A 20,670-nucleotide genomic window follows, 5' to 3' on the forward strand; every position below is an offset into this window, starting at 1 on the left:
GCGATTGCCAGCAGCGATAAACGGAATACTAGACGTTTAGGCGGTGAGTGAGTGAGTGAGTGAGTGAGTGAGTGAGTGAGTGAGTGAGTGAGTGAGTGAGTGAGTGAGTGAGTGAGTGAGTGAGTGAGTGAGTGAGTGAGTGAGTGAGTGAGTGAGTGAGTTCATCATATAATCTTTTCTTTCTCTGTAAATAAAAAAATGCGATTTTAATCTATTTTTTGTGCAATTAACACTAAAAATTTAGCTTTTTTAATGTGCATTAACGCGGTAAAACTTACCTGAAACAAGCGGTCTTTTTTAGTGAAAATATTGCCAATATTGGCTCAGCTGCCATTCGGTAAATCTCGCTACTAGACTTAGTTTTCTCGCATTTGCAAAATTTAATCAAAATATCACCGCTTGTATTGTTTAGACGACAAGATTTATTTAGAACTATTAGTTATAAAAAAGCACCTTTTATTCTTTACTCTTAATATAGGAAAAGGTAACCTTCGTCTAGCTCTACTATTTACGGAGAAAATATGAAATTTTTAACTTTAACTAAATTAAGTGCAGGTATGCTAGCCGCCTTTGCGTTAGCTGCGTGTGATAATAAAAATACGGAAACCACTACCACCGTGGCAGCCGAAAAGCCTAGTGCAGGAAAAACCTTTGTAAACTGCGTAAGCCGTTCGCCAACTGGCTTTAGCCCTATTTTAATGATGGACGGTTTATCTTATAACGCCAGCTCGCAACAAATTTATAACCGCTTAGTGGAATTTGTACCGGGCACAACGGATATTGAACCAGCATTAGCAGAAAGCTGGGAAATCAGCGAAGACGGTTTAACTTACATCTTCAAATTACGTCAAGGTGTGAAATTCCATTCAAATAAAGATTTCACCCCAAGCCGAGAGTTAAACGCAGATGATGTGGTGTTCTCGTTTAACCGTCAGTTAGACAAAAATCACCCATATCATCAGGTTTCAAACGGAACCTATCCATATTTCAATGCGATGAAATTCCCAACGTTATTAAAATCGGTAGAGAAAGTGGACGACAGCACGGTGCGTATTACCTTAACCAAACGTGATGCCTCATTCTTATCGAGTCTTGGTATGGATTTCACTTCGATTTATTCTGCGGAATATGCGGATAAAATGATGAAAGCAGGCACGCCTGAAGCAGTAGATACCACACCAATCGGCACAGGTCCGTTTGTATTTAGTGGCTATGTGTTAGACCAAGCAAGCCGTTATGTGGCAAACAAAGAGTATTGGAAAGGCAAGCCGGATATCGACCGCTTGATTTTTGAGATTGTGCCGGACGCAACCGCTCGTTATGCGAAATTACAGGCTGGTCAATGTGATTTAATGGACTTCCCGAATGCTACCGACATTGAGAAAATGAAAACCGATCCGAAGGTGAATTTATTATCTCAACCGGGTTTAAACATTGCTTATGTGGCGTTCAACACCGAAAAAGCTCCGTTTGATAACGTGAAAGTTCGCCAAGCATTGAATTTAGCGGTAGATAAAAAAGCAATTATTGATGTGGTTTATCAAGGCAATGGTTTTGCGGCAAAAAACCCTCTTCCGCCAACGATCTGGGGATATAACGACAGCTTACCTGAGTCTGAATACAACATCGAAAAAGCGAAACAATTATTAGCGGAAGCGGGCTTCCCGAACGGTTTTGAAACCGAATTATGGGTGCAACCTGTAGTGCGTGCCTCTAACCCAAATCCACGCCGTATGTCAGAAATTATTCAAGCAGACTGGGAGAAAATCGGTGTGAAAGCAAATTTAGTAACCTACGAATGGGGCGATTACATCAAACGTACCAAAGCAGGTGAATTAACTGCGGGGACTTACGGTTGGTCTGGCGATAATGGCGATCCGGATAACTTCTTATCTCCACTGTTCGGCACGCCAAACGTGGGTAACAGCAACTATGCACGCTTTAGCAATCCAGAGTTAGATGCGTTATTGGCAAAAGCATTAGGCTCATCTGATAAAGCAGAACGTACTAAGTTATACGAACAGGCTCAAGTGATTTTAAGAGAGCAAGCACCTTGGATTAACGTCGCTCACTCAATTAACTTTGCCCCAACCAGCAAACGTGTTGAAGGCTACAAACAAAGCCCATTCGGATATACTTACTTATATCCTGTGAAGATTGTGGATTAATTAAATCAGAGATAAACAAAAGCCACCGAAAGGTGGCTTTTTCTGCTTAGTAGTCTTTAATGTCAAATTCTCGTTGTAGCTTTTCAATGCTTTCAACTTGCTCGAAATCGTTAAACTTCGCAACCTCTTCTGCTTTGGTTTTTGTGCCGACAGCTTGGCTAACGAATACTAAACCTTTCTGATCGATGACCGCTTTTTGGTAAAACGCCACAATATCTGCCTTAGTTAGCCCTTTAGTTAGCTCAATCACTTGTTGCAAGCGGTCAAATTTTGCATTATTTCTGCTAAAGTCTGTACCGAACTCCGCAAATTCTTCCGCTAAAGATTCTGGTTTATATTGCAGTTTTTCTACCAAGCTATTACGGTATTTTACAAACTCTTCATCAGACAGATTCTGCAAACGTTCGAGACTTTCTTTAAAGAAGCGTTCGTTATGTTTTAGAATACCTGCTGGTGTCGTATTCGGGCTTTGTACCATAAATTGAATACCCGATGTTTTACCAATCGAAGTATGGGTTGCATACACCACATAGCCAAGTTGTTTATCGGTACGCAAATCATCAAAATACCAACGGGAAATAATATCTCTGAGTAACATCGATCTTACCATCCCTTCTAATTCCGCATAGCCATTTGGTAGGAATGCCATTAACAAGGCGTTATCTTCATTTGGCACTTGTCTAATAAAATTCAACTTGCGTTGGCTTTGATTGATTTCAACATACGGCTCTGTCGTATTTGCAAATTTGTGGTTTTTTATGACCGCTTGCACCTCGTTTGAGAGTACGGAAACCTGCTCAGTAGATAAATTGCCGACGGAAAGCATCTTAAAGCCTGTGGCATCATTCAAAATACGGTGGCGGAGTTTTTTTACATCATCAAGGGTGATTTGGTCTATCATCTCACGCTGTTTTTCGATCTCAAAATAAGGGTAATTTGCAAAATGAACCAGGGCTGCATTCGCTTGATTGAGGCTATTTTCTTTCTCGCTGCGATCTAAGGCTTGATGTAAACGCTGCTTCGCTTGGACCAATACGTCTTCATTTAGCTCAAAAGTGCTGAACTGTTTGATGCTGTCTAAAATCAATTTGCTTAAGTTTTGTGTATAACCTTCTGCATTTGCCAGAAAACCATTTGCCGCAGGGGTTAAACTTAAATTCATCCCTGCTACGGAAGATTGGAACTCTAGCTTAGCTTGAGCCCAATTATTCATATAGCCTAAAATGGTGGCAGCAGTCGCCGTTTTTAAATCCGCTTGCCTTGGGCGAATATCAAATACCATACTGATTTTCGCTTTCGGATCAGTCGCAAAATGCACACTTGGCATCACATAAATTAATTCGCCCTGTTTTTCAGCCACTAATTTTGGTTTAGTTAAACCTTGCTGCACCTTATTTAAAGAGAAATCGGTCGTAAAATATGGATTAAGTTCAGGCAAATTGAGCGGTGGATTTTTGCTGAAATCGAGCCATTTTTGCTTTTGCGATTCCGTGATTTTGGCTACAGAATATCCTGCCTCAAAGTGAGGGGTTTTCTTATCGGTTACTGCATTATCGCTTACGAGCAAAATACGTGCTTTATCTAAGGTCATTCCTGCTAGCTTTTCTTGAATTGCTGTTTTATCCATTGTTTCTGCCAAATACGGTTGGTCAATAACATGTTCTAGCGGGAAATAAAGCATTTGATCGGTAATGAACTCTACAAAGTCCATATTTTTTTCAACTTGTAAGTGCTGAAAATCTTGTTTCAGACTCTCTTTCACTTCGTTGAAATAACTTTCTTGAATGCCCTCTTGCTTAATTTTTTCAATTTGTTGGAATACCAGCGAAATGACGTTGTCTTGCTCAGCCAATCCTTTATCGGTTAGCTCAATATAAATATCAAATGAACTGCGGTCACGCCCAACATTCGCCGTACTGACGGCCTCAATACCACCATCAGAGAAGCCTTGCTTAATCAAATAATCTGACAAAGTGCCATCTGTGTTATTGTTCAATACATAAGCAATATACTCGCCTGTTTTATGTTTAAAGTGCATTTCATCATTCGGAAAATCAAAACTAATAACAAGCATTTTTGTTGATTTTACGGGTTTATATTGAATAAGAACCGATTTATCTTCCGCGCGGTAACGTGGCTCAACAGTTTGTGGCACGCTAAAGTTTTTGTTTTCCATTTTTCCTAAGGTCTTTACCGCCAATTTTGCCATCTGCTCAATCGGCTGATTTGAATAAAGCACAACCTTAAACAAATTTGCAGAATAGTGTTCTTTGTAGAAATTCTCTAACTCAGTTTGTAATTTACTGTCTGGCTTGTCGGATAATGTTTGCTTATTGCCTACCGCAAATTTTGTGGCTGGGTAGGCAGGGTTTGACGTCGCTAAATTGACGCTATGCAATAAATGCCCATCGTGCGATTTTGCTCGTACCATCTCGGCATTCACCGCATTGACTTCTTTTTTGGCATTCGTTTCCAGCAATAATGGGAAGGCAAGCGTATCCGCCAAACGAGTAACCGCCTCACTAAACGCCTCATTATTCACTTGTAAATAATACGCCGTACGATGAGGAGCGGTAGAAGCATTATTCATTCCGCCATTTTGGGTTAAAAAGCCGTCTAAACTGTTGGTTTCAGGGTAGTTTTTTGAGCCCATCAGAATCATATGTTCAAGATAATGGGCTAGCCCTTGTTGAGAAATGGGGTCGTCCATCGATCCAATTGGAATAATAGCTGACATTAGCGATTTATTCGCTTGGCTATCTGAAATCAGTAAAACCTCCATACCATTATCCAGTTTAATGCCTTGATAAATCGCCTTATCATTCGGGCTTTTATTAATTCTCCGTTTTATTAGCTCAAAACCCTGTTGGTGTTGGATTTGAGTCTGACTAGCGGTCGTCTTTTCAGCATTTTTTGCAACTTCTGCAAAAGCAGGATAAGCCATTATATTGATGGCAAAAGCGGCTGCCAGTAATTTAGTTAGCGTAGATAATCTCATAAGTCTCCTTTTAAATTACAAATCATAGTCATAAATTGACAGCAAAATGAGGAAAAAATTCTATTTGCAAATTTAGCGACCAAAATCACCGCTTGTGTTTAGTTATTTCACCTTATTTTCTCATTCATCAACCCAAACCAACTTACTGTACGTTGATAGATCGCCTGCGAATTTAGTGCTGTAGTTTGTGAAAGAATACGGTTGAGATAACTGCCATCTCGGCCATCTTCTTCTGCAAGGTCGGAAAGTGCCTTCTCAATATTTTCTCCTTTGTTATTGAGGTAACGTTGAATATTGTGATAAATCACAATTTGGGCTTGCGATAAGCCTGCTAAGTAATCTTTTATATACAGCATTAATTGGAATAATGCTTCTTCTGAAGATAGTTTTTCAAAGCTTAGCTCCCCTATTTGCCCACCTTCACGATAATAGAATTTCACCATTTTTTCTGGGCAATAAATACAAAGCAAGAGATGATAAATCCAAACTTCAATCTTATCTTTATCTCGCAATCTGCCTACTCGCCATCGTACCATTTCATCATCGTATAGATTAGTCATATTGCCGTATAGATTGATTACTTTCTCATCAATCACAATGCTCTGGTTGAAGCTTAATACCGTGCTTTCTTTCATTAAATAAGGGGCTAAAGTGGCTCGCATATCGCTGATTTTGTTGGCTAAATCTTGCTGCGTGATCTTAGCAAAGTTAGAGGCAGGCAGATTACCTTTAAGCTGTTCTTGTTTAAAAAACTGCTCTTGCTGTTCAGGTGCAATGTCCAATAGTTCATTTAAGACAATGTAATTATCTAATCCAGACATCGCAAAAATCTCACTGTCATCAATGGTGTCATCATGGGTATTGAAGGAAATCCCCAATACGTTCGTAAAGAAGAATTTAATTGGGTTCTGCACAAAGCGGATTAGATTTTCGATTTCGATCGAAATATCATCTTCCATATCAGTATTCAATGGCTCGCTTAAGAACTCTTGATGAGTAGCAGTTGGGTTGATAATCCATTCTGCGTTATAGGCGGAATCTCTTACGTGAGTGAAGTTTTTTTTGCTAAACACCGTAAGTGGCTGTTTTCTAACTAATACATTTTCCGCATCTGAGCCTAATTTTTGCTTAAATTCAGGTTCTAAAGAGTCATTGATGATGTCTAAAAGCTGAGATACCAAAATAGAAGGCAGTCTCTCTTTGCCATCTTTTTGCGACTGCCCTATGTAGCTGATATAAAAAACATCTTGGGCAGAAAGTAAAGCTTCCAAGAAGAGGTAGCGATCATCATCACGCTTAGCACGGTCGCCTTTTTGAGGCGCATATCGCATTAAATCAAAGCTATTGATCTGTTGTTGGCGAGGGAAATCTGATTCATTCATTCCAAGCAAGCAAACTACCTTAAACGGAATCGCTCGCATTGGTAAAAGGGTGGCAAAATTCACTCGTCCAGCCAAGAAATTGAGCTGTTGAGAAGATTGGTTTAGCTGTTGGTTAAAAATGAGTGCTAAAATCTCAATATGTAGATTTTCGGCAAAACGTGTGGTGGAAATGAGTGCTAACACTTCATCATTGACTGTATTGAGTAACAAAATAGAAGCGGCATTCTCCGCATTTTCTTGATACAAATCCGCAATCAAGGTTTTCACCGCTAAATGCCATTGTGCTAAAGATTGTGGCAATTGAATCCGTTTCACCCATTCTAATAAGACTGAAACAAACGAGGCAAGTCGCCCAACTAATTCTGCATTCAATCCATAGCTATCACTAAAAGCAAGGGTGTTTTCCCAAATGCCGTGCGACTCTTTCAAACTTGAGCCAAGCAACAAACGATTTAAGCCATTCTCCCACGAATTGTAGTTGTACCAATAGGGCTGTTGAATGTCTGTGCCAGAACGCACTCCTGCATTTTTTGCCCAAATTCGCAGGGTGTAAATATCTTCCGAGCTAAAAGAAAAACGTGCTTGAATAGCCCCAACTTCTAATAAATCAAACACATATTCTGCGTTAAATTGGCTCTCTTTCATCGCCAGCAGCTGTAAGAAACTATTGATAATAGGATCAATTTTAGTCCACAGCTGATCGGATAACGAAAAAGGAATATAACGGGGATCTCGACTGCCTGCATAACGAGAAAATACGGCATCAATATACGGCGCGTATTTGTTAATATCTGGCGACATCACAATAATATCTTTTGGTCGCAAGGTTTTATCTTTCTCAAATAAATTCAATAGCTGGTTATGTAGCACCTCCACTTCCCTCATCTGGCTATGGCAAGCGTGAATTTGAATTGAGTGATCTTCGATTAAATGATCAATAGTGGCATTATTTTCAGAAATAAAAATCTGTTTTTTAAGTTTGTTGAGATTGCTGGACTCATCAGGCTCAATAAACACATCAATCGTATTGGGTTCAAACTCCATCAGTTGTGCTAAAAAATCACGCCCTTGCTTACCCCAAAGATTAAGCAATTTATTGCTCTGCTCCATCAATAATGTATCCAGATCTTCTGGCGAGATCTTATGCGTTAAAGCAAGCTTTTGCCACACTTTGTCTTCTATGCTATCTCCCCAATATTTTTCGCTTGGGTTAAAAAAGAAAATGTGAATATCACAGTGCTCGCTCAGTTTTTTAAATACCGCTAACTGTAATGGTGAGAACGCAGAAATACCAAAAACAAAAATACGTTTTGGCAACTTTTCTCTTTCCGCATCCGTTAAATTATCCAGCTTTTCAAAATAATTCTGTTGCAAATAGGCACGGTGTGAAGTGGTAAAAATACGATTATCTACACTAAATTCGAGATCTTGCACGATTTGTTGCCATAAGTGGCTTTGCCATTTCATATCAGCAGTAATCAAATTCAGATCTATATTCTTGCTAGCAATTGCACTTCTTAACTCATTTTCGACCGCTTGTAAGTTGTTCTCTTCCCAATGTACTAACCAATGTGGGCGATACACCAAATATTGGTCAAATAATTCAGCAATTTTGGCAGATAGTTGGTAAAGTTTAAGCTGATATTGCTCCTCACTCGGCTGATTTGCCAAATAATGCCGAAGTGGTGCAAATTCTGCTTGGTGAAGGCAGCCTGGGAGCAAACGCATAATCCGCCAAGCCATTGAATTGCGGTCAAAAATATTCTCTTTCGGTAATTCTGGAAATAGCACACGATACTGTTGCCACAAAAAAGTCGTGGGATAAAGAAAGTTGCAATTCCCCATAACACCGCTCACTTCCGCAATCTGCATTTGTAACCACTGTGCCATTCCTTGGCTTTGAATCAAAATGGTTTCTGGCTCAAAAGGATCTTTAAGCGGATTGACTTGCTGAACTTTCACCAGCATTTCAGCTAGTGATGCAATTTGGTTGGATTGATAAAGTGTAAACATAATAACGCCTCGCTAATAAATTATTTTCCAACAAAGCGGGGAGCGATTCAATCATTATTCAGTTCAATTTTTCCCAACGGATAGCGAACAATCAGTTTATTCCCTAAGCATTGAACTTCATAACGCATATCGTTTTGCACCAGATTTGTTTCACACTCTAAACCTGCTAGCTGTAACGCAATTTGATTTTCTAATATTCCTGCAGCTTGTTGCTGCTGGAAATACTGATTAATTTGTCGATTCTGCTCTGATTGCCAATGACTAAAACTCAACGCCACAATCGAGAATAGGATTACTGCAACCAATAGAGAAATTGTAGTTTCTGCTTTATATTTATTCATCTATTGCACCTATCATATTTTCAGAATTAGCTAAATATCGCCAATAAGAATACTTTGCTTCCAGCTGCCTAATAACCTCTTTTTTAAAAGTTAAATTCCTCTCTTTTCGTGCATTATCATAAGAAGAATACAAAGTGCCATACATCTTTTTTCCGGTAATATCAAATAAATAATCGGTAATTACAATGCCATAAAAATCTTCTGGTAAATTTTCATTTATCTCATTTTGAGCAATCACAATTTTAGGATCATCTTCACGACTTTTGGGTAGCTCCGATAATGCACGAATCCTGTATATCTCTCGTTGGGGTACGTTCGATAAATCTAAATAATCAGAAAGTTGGGTAAATGAAATATACTTTTCTTTAGTCGGCTTTTTATCTTTAAACAAACTGTTAAATTGACATTCAAATTCATATTGTAAAAAATTTAATTTTTGCGGCGACAAATCAGTTTGAATAATTTTCTCTTTTTGTAATTTTTGACAACGTTGATTTTTATCTTCTTGATATAAAGAGAGAAAGTGATATTTATCTGACAGATACTTTTCATTATAAAAATGGGTAATATTTTGCTGATTAATCCATTTATCTTTAGTTAAAAAGAGAATTGATAAGATAGAGCAAATTAAAATTAAGGAAACTAATAATGCACTGGCATTTTTATTAAATAGCATTCCTACCTCTAATGATTTAACAAAAAAATATAAGCTCTGGTGTAATAATTAAGATTATTTTCTTTTACTGATGCCAATTCTATTTCCACCTCAAGCAATACATCTTTTTTCTTCCAACTAAAATTTAATTTATTGACTTTAATATTATTTACTTCAATAAATTTATGCCAAGAACCATTACAATTAGCTAATAATTTTAAACACTCTTCTTTCAAACAAGTATCTAATTTAGTAGAAAATGTATAAATTTCATTATTCTCTAATTTAAAAGCAAATATTTCTTTTAATACATCACGAGTATTATTCATATCGCCTAACTTACAAGCGGTCGTTTTTGTTCTACGTTTTCCCAAACAGCCATCTTGATTTAAATCATAAAAGCTAATCAAACAATTCCGATTTGGTATATTCACACTTTTTCCATCTAGCTGAAATAAATCAAAGTTACTCCCTATTCGCTTACTTCCTTGATAGCCTATATGCTGAAAATGTTTCTGGAAGTAATGAATGAGTTGATGAGCATCTGCTTGCAAGGATAATAATTCTCTTTGTTTAATTTGAGAGCGATAAAAATCAGAATAGATTAAGGAAAAAATAAATAATACAAACGCCCCTAAGGCGGTTGTAACTAAAACTTCAAGCAAACTAAATGCCGATAAATTAATCTTTACAGGTACTACGTTTATTTTTTGCTGCCACATAAACCCGCCCTAATTGATCAAACTGTAAAATATCACTCTCTTTATTTAAATTAAGATGAATACATTTAGATTCTAACTGCCCACTTACCCCATCAATATTAACAAAGGATTTTGGATATAAACTTTTATTTTTTAATACTATGCTTTGATGAGTCGGTTTATAAAGATGGTATTCTTCATTTTGATTACAACTATTCTTCATTAAACAATTACAAATAATTTGTTTATTGCTATTAATTGGTTTCATTACTGCCACCATACACCACCGATTATTTTGCTGAGAAATAGTTAATGTATAATTTCGCTTGCTATAACGAGCCTTAGTTTGGATTTGGTAAATAAAAGATTGAATATTTTCAATTTCACTATTTAATGCAATTCTATCTTGAAAAGTAAAAATAATAGGAGAGATAAAATAAATTGAAATGACCATAATAGCCATAGCAGTCAACACTTCAATTAATGTTATTGCTTTATACATAAAAATACCCTCTTGATAGAGGGCATCTTATAATTTAAGGAGAGATTGTAAATGAAAAAAATTTAATTTTTCGATACAGATCGCAAAATTAATATTTTAATTAAAATGATGTAGTGTCTTGAAATAAACCAACTTTTAAGTCTGTTGCGGTATAGATTACGCGGCCATCAACTTCCACCTCACCATCAGCCACGCCCATCACTAATTTACGATTTACCACACGTTTCATATGAATGCGGTAGGTTACTTTTTTCGCTGTCGGTAAAATTTGCCCTGTGAATTTCACTTCTCCAACACCTAATGCACGGCCTTTGCCTTCCCCACCAATCCAGCCAAGATAGAATCCAACTAATTGCCACATTGCATCTAAACCTAAACAACCTGGCATAACAGGATCGTTAATAAAATGACAATCAAAAAACCATAAATCAGGTTTAATATCAAATTCTGCTTCAATATAACCTTTCTCAAAATTTCCTTTCTCTTGGCTCATCTCAATGATACGATCCATCATTAACATAGGAGGAGCTGGCAATTGGGGCCCTTTATCACCGAACAATTCACCTTTACCAGAAAGTAAAAGTTCTTCATAAGTATAGCTTGGTTTAATAATTGGTGTACAACTGTTCATTATTTTTAAAATCCTGTAAATAGAAAAAAGCCTGTTATATCAATACCTGATAAATTAGGCAGATAGTAACAGACTTTTAATTCAGTGAACAGCTGTAAGCTGGCTTGTCGGATCAGTCAAACATCAGCTTTTTGCAAATTTTTCTAAAAAATGAACCGCTTGTATCTTGATTATCACGATCTTCCAATTGCTGATGGATAAGCGAAAATATTGATGTGTGTTCAGATGTTAGCACTTTCTCATCATCATAAAAACGCCGAGCAAACAAAATCTCAATCGCATCAAATACATTTTCAACTGCCCAAATTTTAAATTGCTCTTGAGCCACTGCTTCAACCACTTCAGCTTTCAAGCTCAAATGCCCAAGGCAAGCAGCAGGAATAATGACACCTTGCTTTCCTGTTAAGTTTCGAGCCTTACAAATATTAAAGAAACCTTCAATTTTCTGATTCACACCACCTACGCTGAGCACATGACCAAATTGATCGATTGCACCCGTTACGGCAATAGATTGTGGTAACGCAATTTTAGATAACGCACTCACTAACACATTAAAAATAGCTAGAGAAGAGCTGTCTCCATCAATTTCGCCATAAGATTGCTCAAAAGCAATAGAAGCGGAAAACGGCAATTGAGTGGGTAATTCTAATAAATTAGCCAAGCAGGATTGAGCAAGAATAATTCCTTTTGAGTGAATATTTCCACCTAATTCGACCTTACGCTCAATATCATGAATTTCGCCATCGCCATATTGCACATTACAACTTATACGCAAAGGCTCCCCAAAACTATAAGGAATACCTTCAAAATCAATAACGGATAAACCATTTATCTGACCAATTTGCTCGCCGTCTGTTTCAATATAAAGTTGATTTTTCAAAATATCTTCCATCGTATATTCATTTAGAATAGAAGATTGTTCTTCTAAATAATTAAAATAGGTGTTTACTTCATTAATCTGTGTATCTTCATAGAAATTCTGAATACCTAATAAATGTTTTCTTAATAATGTTGGCGAAATAGAAATTAAATCACGGCTTTCACTTTCTCGGATAAAAGCCTGTAAAAATTGATTAAGTGCTGTAGGCATTAATCTTTTATTAATGATATTTTTAGCACAAGTCTGAACATAATTCGCCCATTTTTCAATATTATTATTTAATGATAAGTAGGATTTAATTTCAGTATATTGTGCAACTTGATATAAATTATCATCATAAGATAAAAGGGTTGAAATATCTTCTCTTTCACCAACCAAAATTAATTTAAATGCAGATTTTTCTTTCTCTAAAAAATGTGGCGGGTAATTAACAGAATGGGGCTCATATTCTCCAAATAATAATGCCTGCTTTAATTTATCCCACTGAGTAATATCCAATAATAATGAATTTATATTTACAATTAAAACACCATTAATTGCTTCCTGAATTGCACCTTGCACATATTCAGTTCTCTGTTCTCTTTCCAAAAAAACATAATAACCAAACAAGTTATTTTTATTAAAATCCATTTTGGTTACTATAGAAATCGCTGGATTATCTTGTCTTAAATAATCGGTAAGCTCATTGATAAATTCAGGAAATAGTTCGGATTTAACTACCAATAAAGATCCCAAATTAGCTTGCATAAATTGCTTTAAAGCTTGTTTTGCTTTTAATTGGAAATCAAAAAAATTTATCTGCTGATTTGAATCAGAAAAAGGATATTCAACAGTTAGTTCTGGACTATTAAGTAAAAAAATGGTCACAAATTTGCCTCTTTATCGAAAATTTGGTTTATTATACAGAATTCCGCTATACTTGCTAAATATAGCTTATCTTTTCCCATCACTATTTACGATTATGCGATATCAAAAACTTATTACGCAAGAAACTACTTGGAAATGGCAATATCTTCTCAAAAAATATCGGGAAGGAGAAAACATTACTAAGCACGAAGAGCAAAGTTTGATTGATTTGAAGATTCAATTTCTCTCTACATTACAAGATTCCCCTGAAGAAGTAGAAAAATGGATTAAATCAGAAATGACGACTGAACAACGTAAAAAAATGCGTCAATCTGTTCGAGCGAAAAGAAAACGTTTTTTTAATGCCGAGAAACAAGCAACAAAGAAAAAATCAATTGATTTAGAATACGCCAGTTGGCTAAAGCTCTCTAAATATGCCAAAAGTCAAAATCTTACTTTATCTGAGGCTATCATTAAATTAACTGACGAAGTTGAAAACAAGCAGTTTTACTTAGAACAAGTTGCGAAAATGAAATCAAGTTTAAAAGATTTATTAAAATAATTAAAAGCAAAAGCCCGCTAACAAGCGGGCTTTTTTCTACTCAATTTTTCAATTAAAGTACTATATTCATTACATAGTTACTTGTTTTGAACCTTGAATTTGGATTTCAACACGGCGATCTGGTGCTAAGCAAGCGATCAATGCTTGACGACCTTTAACTGCATCACAAGTGTTACCAGTTACTGGGTTTGCTTTACCATAACCTACAGCAGTTACGCTAGCTGGGTTAGCACCTTTAGAAACGATGTAGTTAGCTACTGTTTCTGCACGGCGTTGTGAAAGTTTTAAGTTAAACTCTTCGCTACCGATACGGTCTGTGTAACCATTAACTTGAACTGCTGGGTTAGCTAAGCCTAAGTTGTTCATTTCTGCGTGAGCTGCATCTAAAGAAGATGCTGCAGCTGGTTTTAAGCTTGATTTACCAAAATCAAATAAAACATCTGAGCTGAATGCAAAGTTTTTAGTAATAACTTCTGGTGCTTCAACTGGAGCTGCACCTTGACCAAAACGATATGTTAAACCAGCAGAAACTGAGTGAATTTCTGGGCCATATTTAGCAACATCTCTGCTTTGTGGATCAGCTTTACGAATTGCTTTAGCGTAATTGCCCGCTTTATTTAACCATTGGTATTCAACACGAGCTGCTAATTCTGGAGTGATTGCATACTCTAAACCACCACCTAAAATTAAAGATGTTTTTAAGTCGTGGTATTTATCTGTTGTGTCAGAACTATTTGGCTCAGCATAGAATTTATAGTCATTACGAACTAATGCAACACCTACTTTAGCAAATGCATCTAAATTAGGTGCAACTTCATAACTTGGTTTTAAGCTTAAGTGAGTACCGTGAGCAGAGTGTTTGAATGCACGATAATCTTTACCTTGTAAACCAACTACTTTATCGTTACCACGTACACGACCGAAATAGTCATAGCCTAATTCTAGTGCTAAACCAACATTATTTTGGTTTAAGATTTGGTAACCACCGAACACACCGTAAGTTACAGAGTTACGGTTAATACCGAAACCTTTATCAGCATTAAATAAATTATAGCGTGTGCTTCCAGCATATTTACTATCGAATTGTTTAACACCATGGTGGAATGATGCCCAACCCGCTTTAGCACCTGCATAGAAAGTGTTAGCTTGTGGAGCTGCTTGAGCTACTGTAGCAGCTGATAATACTGCTAATGCAACTAATGTTTTTTTCATTTTGATGATCCTCTTAAATATTGTCATCGATTAAATAAACTCTTAATACTCTTAAAATAATCAAGTATTAAAACTTTAACTTTATGCTTCAACAATTAAGAAGCAAGAGAGCTAATGTCAGAAATATTATACAACAAAAAATATCCTAAAAAAGAACTTTTTGTATAAAAATTATCTTCTGAGTAACATTCTTGTTCTAATTCCAGCTTGAGCAAGAATATTCTCATTATCTGACTTCATTTTTGAAAAATCAATTATTTTTTCCTAAGAAAACGTACATTTGAGTTATTTTTTAGCCAACCAGCTCATTTTTACACCAATAGATTCCATTTTAAATTGTTCGAAATCTTGCTAAGATAGCTAAAGTTACCTTATCATTTTTATAAAATCAAACACAGCTATGATACCTAGACTTTCTGAAGTACCTCAGTTAAATTCAGCTACTCAATCTTATTTAAATAAGCTCGTAAATCAGCATTTCAGTGGCGATATTACCTCTCAATACGCTGACAGGCTTTCACTTGCAACCGATAACAGCGTTTATCAGCAAATTCCGCAAGCCATTCTTTTTCCGCAATCCATTTCTGATGTGGTAATTCTCACTAAACTCGCGCAAAAACCCGAATATCAGCATTTAACCTTTACTCCTCGAGGTGGGGGCACAGGTACAAATGGGCAGTCACTTAACAACAATATTATTGTAGATCTCTCTCGCTATATGAACCAAATTTTAGAATTAAATGTAGAAGAGAAATGGGTTAGAGTGCAAGCGGGTGTGATTAAAGATCAACTAAATCAATTTCTCAAACCCTATGGGCTATTTTTCTCACCAGAACTTTCTACCAGTAACCGAGCCACACTAGGCGGAATGATTAATACTGATGCTTCAGGACAAGGCTCTTTACAATATGGCAAAACCTCTGATCATATTCTAGCGATTAAATCAGTCCTTATTAATGGTGATATTTTAGAAACACAAGCGGTCAAATCTGATCAGTTTTTGGCAAATGTCGAAAATCTTAATTTATCTGAATTAGGCAAAACTTTACACCGTGAAGTTTTTACCCGTTGCCAATCATTACGTCCAAAGATATTAAGCGAACTACCTCAGCTTAACCGTTTTATTACTGGCTACGATCTGAAAAACGTCTTTAATGATGATGAAAGTGAATTTAACCTGACTCGAATTTTAACTGGATCGGAAGGTTCACTTGCCTTTATTTGTGAAGCGAAGCTGAATTTGCTACCTATTCCAACATACCGGACGTTAATTAACATAAAATATAGCTCCTTTGATGCCGCACTTCGCTCTGCTCCTTTTATGTTAGAGGCTAAGGCATTATCAGTAGAAACCATCGATTCCAAAGTACTAAATCTTGCCAAACAAGATATTGTCTGGCATTCGGTATCCGATTTATTAACTGAAGATACGAATAATCCTATTTTAGGGCTAAATATTGTGGAATATGCCTCTAGCGATCAAAAACAAATTGAGGCACAAGTTCAAGCATTATGTGAAAATCTCGATCAGAAAATCGCAAACAATGAAGCAAATATTATTGGCTACCAACTCACGAGCGATATTAATTCCATCGAGAAAATTTATACTATGCGGAAAAAAGCCGTCGGATTGCTAGGCAATGCGAAAGGCTGGGCAAAGCCAATCGCCTTTGTGGAAGACACCGCCGTGCCGCCTGAAAACTTAGCCGATTATATTGCTGAATTCCGTGCGTTATTAGATAGTCATAATTTGCCATACGGAATGTTTGGGCACGTAGATGCAGGCGTGTTGCACGTTCGCCCAGCCTTAAATTTATGCGATAAAACCCAAGTGAAAACTTTTAAGCAAATTTCCGACCAAGTGGTCGAGCTTACTGCCAAATATGGTGGCTTGATTTGGGGAGAACACGGAAAAGGGATGCGTTCTTATTATGGTGAGCGATTCTTTGGCAAGACTTTATGGCAAGAGCTTCGCTACATCAAACAACTGTTTGACCCACATAATCGCCTAAATCCAGGCAAAATCTGCACACCACTTGAAAGCGATGCAAAACTTTACCCGATTGATTCACCAATGCGGGCTGATTTCGACCGCCAAATTCCGATCCAAGTGCGTGAAGAATTTAAAGGTGCAATGAACTGCAACGGCAATGGCTTATGTTTTAACTTTGATGTGCATAGCACGATGTGCCCGTCAATGAAAGTATCGGGCAACCGCCTCTATTCGCCAAAAGGACGAGCCACATTGGTGCGTGAATGGCTGCGACTACTGGCGGAACAAAACATAAAGCCTGAAGCGTTAATCTTCAGCCAAACCAAACAAACCGCCAAATTGAGTGATTTCGTTGCTAAAATTCGCCACACGCTAAACAAAAAGAAAGAGTACGATTTTTCGCACGAAGTGAAAATGGCGATGGACACCTGCCTTGCCTGCAAAGCCTGTGCTAGCCAATGTCCAATTAAAATTGATGTGCCAACGTTTAGATCGCAATTTAACGAACTCTATCACTCTCGCTATTTACGTCCACTGAAAGATTATGTGGTTGCGAATTTAGAATTTATTGTCCCCACAATGGCAAAACAGCCAACGTTCTTTAACTTTTTCAGCACCTCAAATTTCGCTGAAAAAGTGGCAAATAAAACAATTGGAATGAGCTATTTACCCGCATTATCTGCCCCCAATTTGCAACAGCAATTAGTGGAAATTGGCTATCAAGGCGAGAGCTTAGAAAGCCTTGAGCAACAAGCAACAAGCGGTGATTTTTTGACAAAAAATTGCAAAACACTGTTTATTGTGCAAGATCCTTTCACTTCTTATTATGATGCTAAAGTAGTGGCTGACTTTGTCGCGCTCATTCAAAAATTAGGCTTTAAACCCATCGTTCTCCCCTTTAAACCGAGCGGAAAAGCACAACACGTTAAAGGCTTTTTACATAAATTTGCTAAAACGGCCCAAAACCAAGCAGATTTCCTAAATCGAGTAGCAAAATTAGGGTTGCAAATGGTGTCTATCGACCCTGCTCTTACCTTAATTTACCGTGAAGAGTATAAAGATGTGCTGAAAGAATCTCGTGGCAATTTCAACGTATTATTAGCCCACGAATGGCTAAGCGAGGAGATAAAAAAAGGAGCATTAGAAAATTGCAAAAAATCAACCAATTCAGACCGCTTGCAATGGCATTTGTTCTCACATTGTACCGAATCCACCGCTCTACCTAATTCAGCCAAAGAGTGGCAAGCCATTTTTGCCCATTTTGGCGAAACCTTGGTGACCGAAGCTGTCGGCTGCTGCGGTATGGCGGGAACTTTCGGACACGAAACAACGCATTTAGCAATGTCAAAGGCGATTTATGAACAATCTTGGCAACAAAAAATCAGCGGAAAATCACTTGCTCGCTGTTTAGCAACAGGCTACTCTTGCCGCTCGCAAGTAAAACGCTTTGAACAACAAGGAATTAAACACCCCGTGCAGGCATTACTTGAAATCATCTAGCACGATAGAAAAAATGAAAATTTGCCCGACAAACTAAACAGGAGCTTAGAAAATGACCGCAATTTGGAACTCACAAATGACCAAAGACTTATCGCCCGAGCAAATTATCGACAAGTTAAATCATTTTTGTAGTCAGTCAGCAGTGGCTCACTTAGGGATTAAATTCAGTAAAATTACCGATGATACGCTTGAAGCAACGCTCCCCCTTGATCACCGTACTCAACAGCCTTTTGGATTATTACACGGTGGAGTTTCAGCCGCCCTTGCGGAAACTTTAGGTTCGGCAGGCTCAAGTTTAATGTGTAACGCAGAGCAAATCGCAGTGGGTACAGAACTCAGTATTTCGCATTTAAAAGGCGTGAAAAAAGGCACTGTAACTGGTGTTACCAAACCGCTTCATTTAGGTGGCAGTAGCCAAGTGTGGCAAATTGAACTATTTGATGAAGAAGGCAATTTGTGTGCGATTTCACGCTTAACCAATCGTATTTTAGAAAAACGGTAATCTGCAAACGCTTTGCAAGCGGTCAGATTTTCAGATAATTTTGCAAAACATTGCTCAAATCCGACCGCTTGTTTATAAAAGGCGTTTGGAAAACACGCCAACCTATTATAAAATACCTTTCTTTTTATCCATTACTAACAAGAGAACTTCAAAATGAATAATCGTGGCTTACTGCTAATGGGTTTACTTCTGGTGTCTGTGCTTATTTTTACACAGTGGCGGCAAGATTTTAACCCTGAAATTCAAGCTCAAAAACAGGCTCAAGTGGCAGCTCAACTCCAACAACAAATGGGCGATGTTCCAGCAGCTTCTAACGCCAATCCGATTGCAGACAGCATCACGCAGGGCAAAACCATTACCGTAGAAAGCGATGTGTTACGCCTAACCATTGATACCTTAGGTGGCGATGTAGTGAGCTCAGATTTATTAAAACATAATGCTGAACTAAACTCGAACACGCCCTTTAAACTATTACAACAAGATGGTACGAAAACCTATGTTGCACAAAGTGGTTTAGTGGGTAAAAATGGTATTGATACTAATTCAGGTCGTCCTCAATATGCGGTAACGGCTAATAGCTTCAAATTAGCTGATGGTCAAAATGAGCTTTCCGTGCCATTAACGTTTGAGAAAGATGGCATAGTTTACACTAAAACCTTTACACTAAAACGTGGTAGCTATGATGTTGGCGTAAATTTCAACATTAAAAATAATACAGCAGAAACCATTGAAGTTCAGCCTTACGGTCAATTAAAACACTCTGTGGTGGAGAGCTCAGGTAGCTTAACTATGCCAACTTATACTGGCGGAGCTTACTCTTCTTCAGAAACCAACTATAAAAAATATAGCTTCCAAGATATGGAAAAAGCCAACTTAAGTATTAACACAAAAGCTGGCTGGATTGCGGTATTACAGCACTACTTTGTTTCTGCTTGGGTGCCTAATCAAGATGTCGAAAACAATCTTTATTCACGCACCAATAATGGTGTCGCAACTATCGGTTATCGTGGCCCATTAACAACCATTGCACCAAATTCTGAAGCGAATCTAAGCAGCAAACTTTGGACAGGTTCTAAAGACCAAAAAGAGATGGAAGAGGCAGCGAATAATCTTGATTTAACCGTAGATTATGGCTGGGCTTGGTTTATTGCAAAACCGCTTTTCTGGTTATTAACGACCATCCAAAAAATTGTAGGTAACTGGGGCTTAGCCATTATTGGTGTAACGATTGTAGTAAAAAGCTTGCTCTATCCATTAACTAAAGCACAGTATACCTCAATGGCAAAAATGCGTATGTTGCAACCAAAAATTCAAGAGATGCGCGATCGTTTTGGCGATGATCGTCAACGTATGAGCCAAGAGATGATGAAATTGTACAAAGAAGAAAAAGTCAATCCGATGGGCGGTTGCTTACCTATTCTTATCCAAATGCCAATTTTCATCGCATTATACTGGACATTTATGGAAGCAGTAGAATTACGCCACGCACCATTCTTCGGCTGGATTCAAGATTTATCGGCACAAGATCCTTATTACATTCTGCCTCTGCTAATGGGTGCTTCAATGTTCTGGTTACAAAAAATGTCGCCAACTCCTGTGGCTGACCCAATGCAGCAGAAAGTAATGACCTTTATGCCTGTGATCTTCACCGTGTTCTTCTTATGGTTTCCATCAGGCTTAGTACTTTACTGGCTAACCTCAAACCTAATTACAATTGCACAGCAATGGGTAATTTACCGTAACCTTGAGAAAAAAGGCCTACACTCTCGTAAGAAATAATACAT

At 37.5% G+C, this 20,670-nt stretch carries 15 protein-coding genes; 5 read left to right on the top strand and 10 right to left on the bottom strand.

Annotation, left to right across the window (positions count from 1 at the left end):
- Window positions 1-36: 36 nt before the first annotated feature.
- Window positions 37-168 (bottom strand): hypothetical protein, encoded by a 132-nt coding sequence (locus tag HV560_RS10435; RefSeq protein WP_272955345.1) that lies wholly within the window; start codon window positions 166-168, stop codon window positions 37-39.
- 353 nt (window positions 169-521) lie between these two features.
- On the opposite strand from HV560_RS10435, the gene HV560_RS01325 reads away from it, so the two are divergent.
- A complete protein-coding gene (locus tag HV560_RS01325; protein ID WP_176811990.1) occupies window positions 522-2,168 on the top strand; it encodes an ABC transporter substrate-binding protein in 1,647 nt (548 codons plus the stop codon).
- Window positions 2,169-2,214: 46 nt separating this feature from the next.
- Here HV560_RS01325 and ptrA read toward each other — a convergent pair whose 3' ends face one another.
- The 8 genes from ptrA to HV560_RS01365 all read right to left on the bottom strand — a co-directional run bounded on the left by ptrA (window position 2,215) and on the right by HV560_RS01365 (window position 13,138).
- A complete protein-coding gene (ptrA, locus tag HV560_RS01330) occupies window positions 2,215-5,166 on the bottom strand; it encodes a pitrilysin (protein WP_176811991.1) in 2,952 nt (983 codons plus the stop codon).
- Window positions 5,167-5,273: 107 nt separating this feature from the next.
- Window positions 5,274-8,561, bottom strand: coding sequence for an exodeoxyribonuclease V subunit gamma (recC, locus tag HV560_RS01335; RefSeq protein WP_176811992.1), 3,288 nt, complete (start codon window positions 8,559-8,561; stop codon window positions 5,274-5,276).
- A 47-nt stretch (window positions 8,562-8,608) separates the two neighbouring features.
- Complete coding sequence (locus HV560_RS01340; protein ID WP_176807692.1) at window positions 8,609-8,902, bottom strand: DUF5374 domain-containing protein; 294 nt, start codon at window positions 8,900-8,902, stop codon at window positions 8,609-8,611.
- Window positions 8,895-9,578: a DUF2572 family protein gene (locus HV560_RS01345; protein ID WP_176811993.1), complete on the bottom strand. Its 684-nt coding sequence runs from the start codon at window positions 9,576-9,578 to the stop codon at window positions 8,895-8,897. The genes HV560_RS01340 and HV560_RS01345 overlap by 8 nt, the downstream gene beginning before the upstream one ends.
- An 8-nt stretch (window positions 9,579-9,586) precedes the next feature.
- Window positions 9,587-10,279 carry a PulJ/GspJ family protein gene (locus tag HV560_RS01350; protein ID WP_176811994.1) on the bottom strand — a complete coding sequence of 231 codons (693 nt, stop codon included), beginning with the start codon at window positions 10,277-10,279 and terminating at the stop codon, window positions 9,587-9,589.
- Window positions 10,239-10,760 (bottom strand): pilus assembly FimT family protein, encoded by a 522-nt coding sequence (locus tag HV560_RS01355; protein ID WP_176811995.1) that lies wholly within the window; start codon window positions 10,758-10,760, stop codon window positions 10,239-10,241. Before HV560_RS01355 ends, HV560_RS01350 begins: the two co-directional genes overlap by 41 nt.
- 100 nt (window positions 10,761-10,860) lie before the next feature.
- Window positions 10,861-11,391: a bifunctional 3-hydroxydecanoyl-ACP dehydratase/trans-2-decenoyl-ACP isomerase gene (fabA, locus tag HV560_RS01360; protein WP_159628670.1), complete on the bottom strand. Its 531-nt coding sequence runs from the start codon at window positions 11,389-11,391 to the stop codon at window positions 10,861-10,863.
- Window positions 11,392-11,503: 112 nt separating this feature from the next.
- Window positions 11,504-13,138, bottom strand: a complete 1,635-nt coding sequence (locus HV560_RS01365; RefSeq protein WP_176811996.1) for an AAA family ATPase — start codon at window positions 13,136-13,138, stop codon at window positions 11,504-11,506.
- 94 nt (window positions 13,139-13,232) lie between these two features.
- Between HV560_RS01365 and matP the strand changes: the two genes are divergently transcribed.
- The gene (gene matP / locus HV560_RS01370) at window positions 13,233-13,679 is read left to right on the top strand and encodes a macrodomain Ter protein MatP (RefSeq protein ID WP_159628672.1); all 447 of its coding nucleotides are present in this window, start codon (window positions 13,233-13,235) and stop codon (window positions 13,677-13,679) included.
- A 69-nt stretch (window positions 13,680-13,748) separates the two neighbouring features.
- Here matP and ompA read toward each other — a convergent pair whose 3' ends face one another.
- Window positions 13,749-14,891, bottom strand: a complete 1,143-nt coding sequence (ompA, locus tag HV560_RS01375) for a porin OmpA (protein WP_176811997.1) — start codon at window positions 14,889-14,891, stop codon at window positions 13,749-13,751.
- Window positions 14,892-15,291: 400 nt separating this feature from the next.
- Between ompA and ydiJ the strand changes: the two genes are divergently transcribed.
- From ydiJ to yidC, 3 genes are all read left to right on the top strand, one after another.
- The gene (ydiJ, locus tag HV560_RS01380; RefSeq protein ID WP_176811998.1) at window positions 15,292-18,384 is read left to right on the top strand and encodes a D-2-hydroxyglutarate dehydrogenase YdiJ; all 3,093 of its coding nucleotides are present in this window, start codon (window positions 15,292-15,294) and stop codon (window positions 18,382-18,384) included.
- A 52-nt stretch (window positions 18,385-18,436) separates the two neighbouring features.
- Window positions 18,437-18,886 carry a hotdog fold thioesterase gene (locus HV560_RS01385; RefSeq protein ID WP_272955346.1) on the top strand — a complete coding sequence of 150 codons (450 nt, stop codon included), beginning with the start codon at window positions 18,437-18,439 and terminating at the stop codon, window positions 18,884-18,886.
- Window positions 18,887-19,039: 153 nt separating this feature from the next.
- Window positions 19,040-20,665 carry a membrane protein insertase YidC gene (yidC, locus tag HV560_RS01390; protein WP_176811999.1) on the top strand — a complete coding sequence of 542 codons (1,626 nt, stop codon included), beginning with the start codon at window positions 19,040-19,042 and terminating at the stop codon, window positions 20,663-20,665.
- Window positions 20,666-20,670 lie beyond the last annotated feature (5 nt).

The sequence above is a fragment of the Mannheimia pernigra genome (assembly GCF_013377995.1).
Taxonomy (GTDB): domain Bacteria; phylum Pseudomonadota; class Gammaproteobacteria; order Enterobacterales; family Pasteurellaceae; genus Mannheimia; species Mannheimia pernigra.

Coding starts and splice junctions, on each gene's coding strand:
- ydiJ (WP_176811998.1), top strand. CDS start 15,292: ATGATACCTAGACTTTCTGAAGTACCTCAGTTAAATTCAGCTACTCAA.
- HV560_RS01350 (WP_176811994.1), bottom strand. CDS start 10,279: ATGTGGCAGCAAAAAATAAACGTAGTACCTGTAAAGATTAATTTATCG.
- recC (WP_176811992.1), bottom strand. CDS start 8,561: ATGTTTACACTTTATCAATCCAACCAAATTGCATCACTAGCTGAAATG.
- matP (WP_159628672.1), top strand. CDS start 13,233: ATGCGATATCAAAAACTTATTACGCAAGAAACTACTTGGAAATGGCAA.
- ompA (WP_176811997.1), bottom strand. CDS start 14,891: ATGAAAAAAACATTAGTTGCATTAGCAGTATTATCAGCTGCTACAGTA.
- HV560_RS10435 (WP_272955345.1), bottom strand. CDS start 168: ATGATGAACTCACTCACTCACTCACTCACTCACTCACTCACTCACTCA.
- HV560_RS01340 (WP_176807692.1), bottom strand. CDS start 8,902: ATGAATAAATATAAAGCAGAAACTACAATTTCTCTATTGGTTGCAGTA.
- ptrA (WP_176811991.1), bottom strand. CDS start 5,166: ATGAGATTATCTACGCTAACTAAATTACTGGCAGCCGCTTTTGCCATC.
- HV560_RS01355 (WP_176811995.1), bottom strand. CDS start 10,760: ATGTATAAAGCAATAACATTAATTGAAGTGTTGACTGCTATGGCTATT.
- HV560_RS01385 (WP_272955346.1), top strand. CDS start 18,437: ATGACCGCAATTTGGAACTCACAAATGACCAAAGACTTATCGCCCGAG.
- yidC (WP_176811999.1), top strand. CDS start 19,040: ATGAATAATCGTGGCTTACTGCTAATGGGTTTACTTCTGGTGTCTGTG.
- HV560_RS01325 (WP_176811990.1), top strand. CDS start 522: ATGAAATTTTTAACTTTAACTAAATTAAGTGCAGGTATGCTAGCCGCC.
- fabA (WP_159628670.1), bottom strand. CDS start 11,391: ATGAACAGTTGTACACCAATTATTAAACCAAGCTATACTTATGAAGAA.
- HV560_RS01345 (WP_176811993.1), bottom strand. CDS start 9,578: ATGCTATTTAATAAAAATGCCAGTGCATTATTAGTTTCCTTAATTTTA.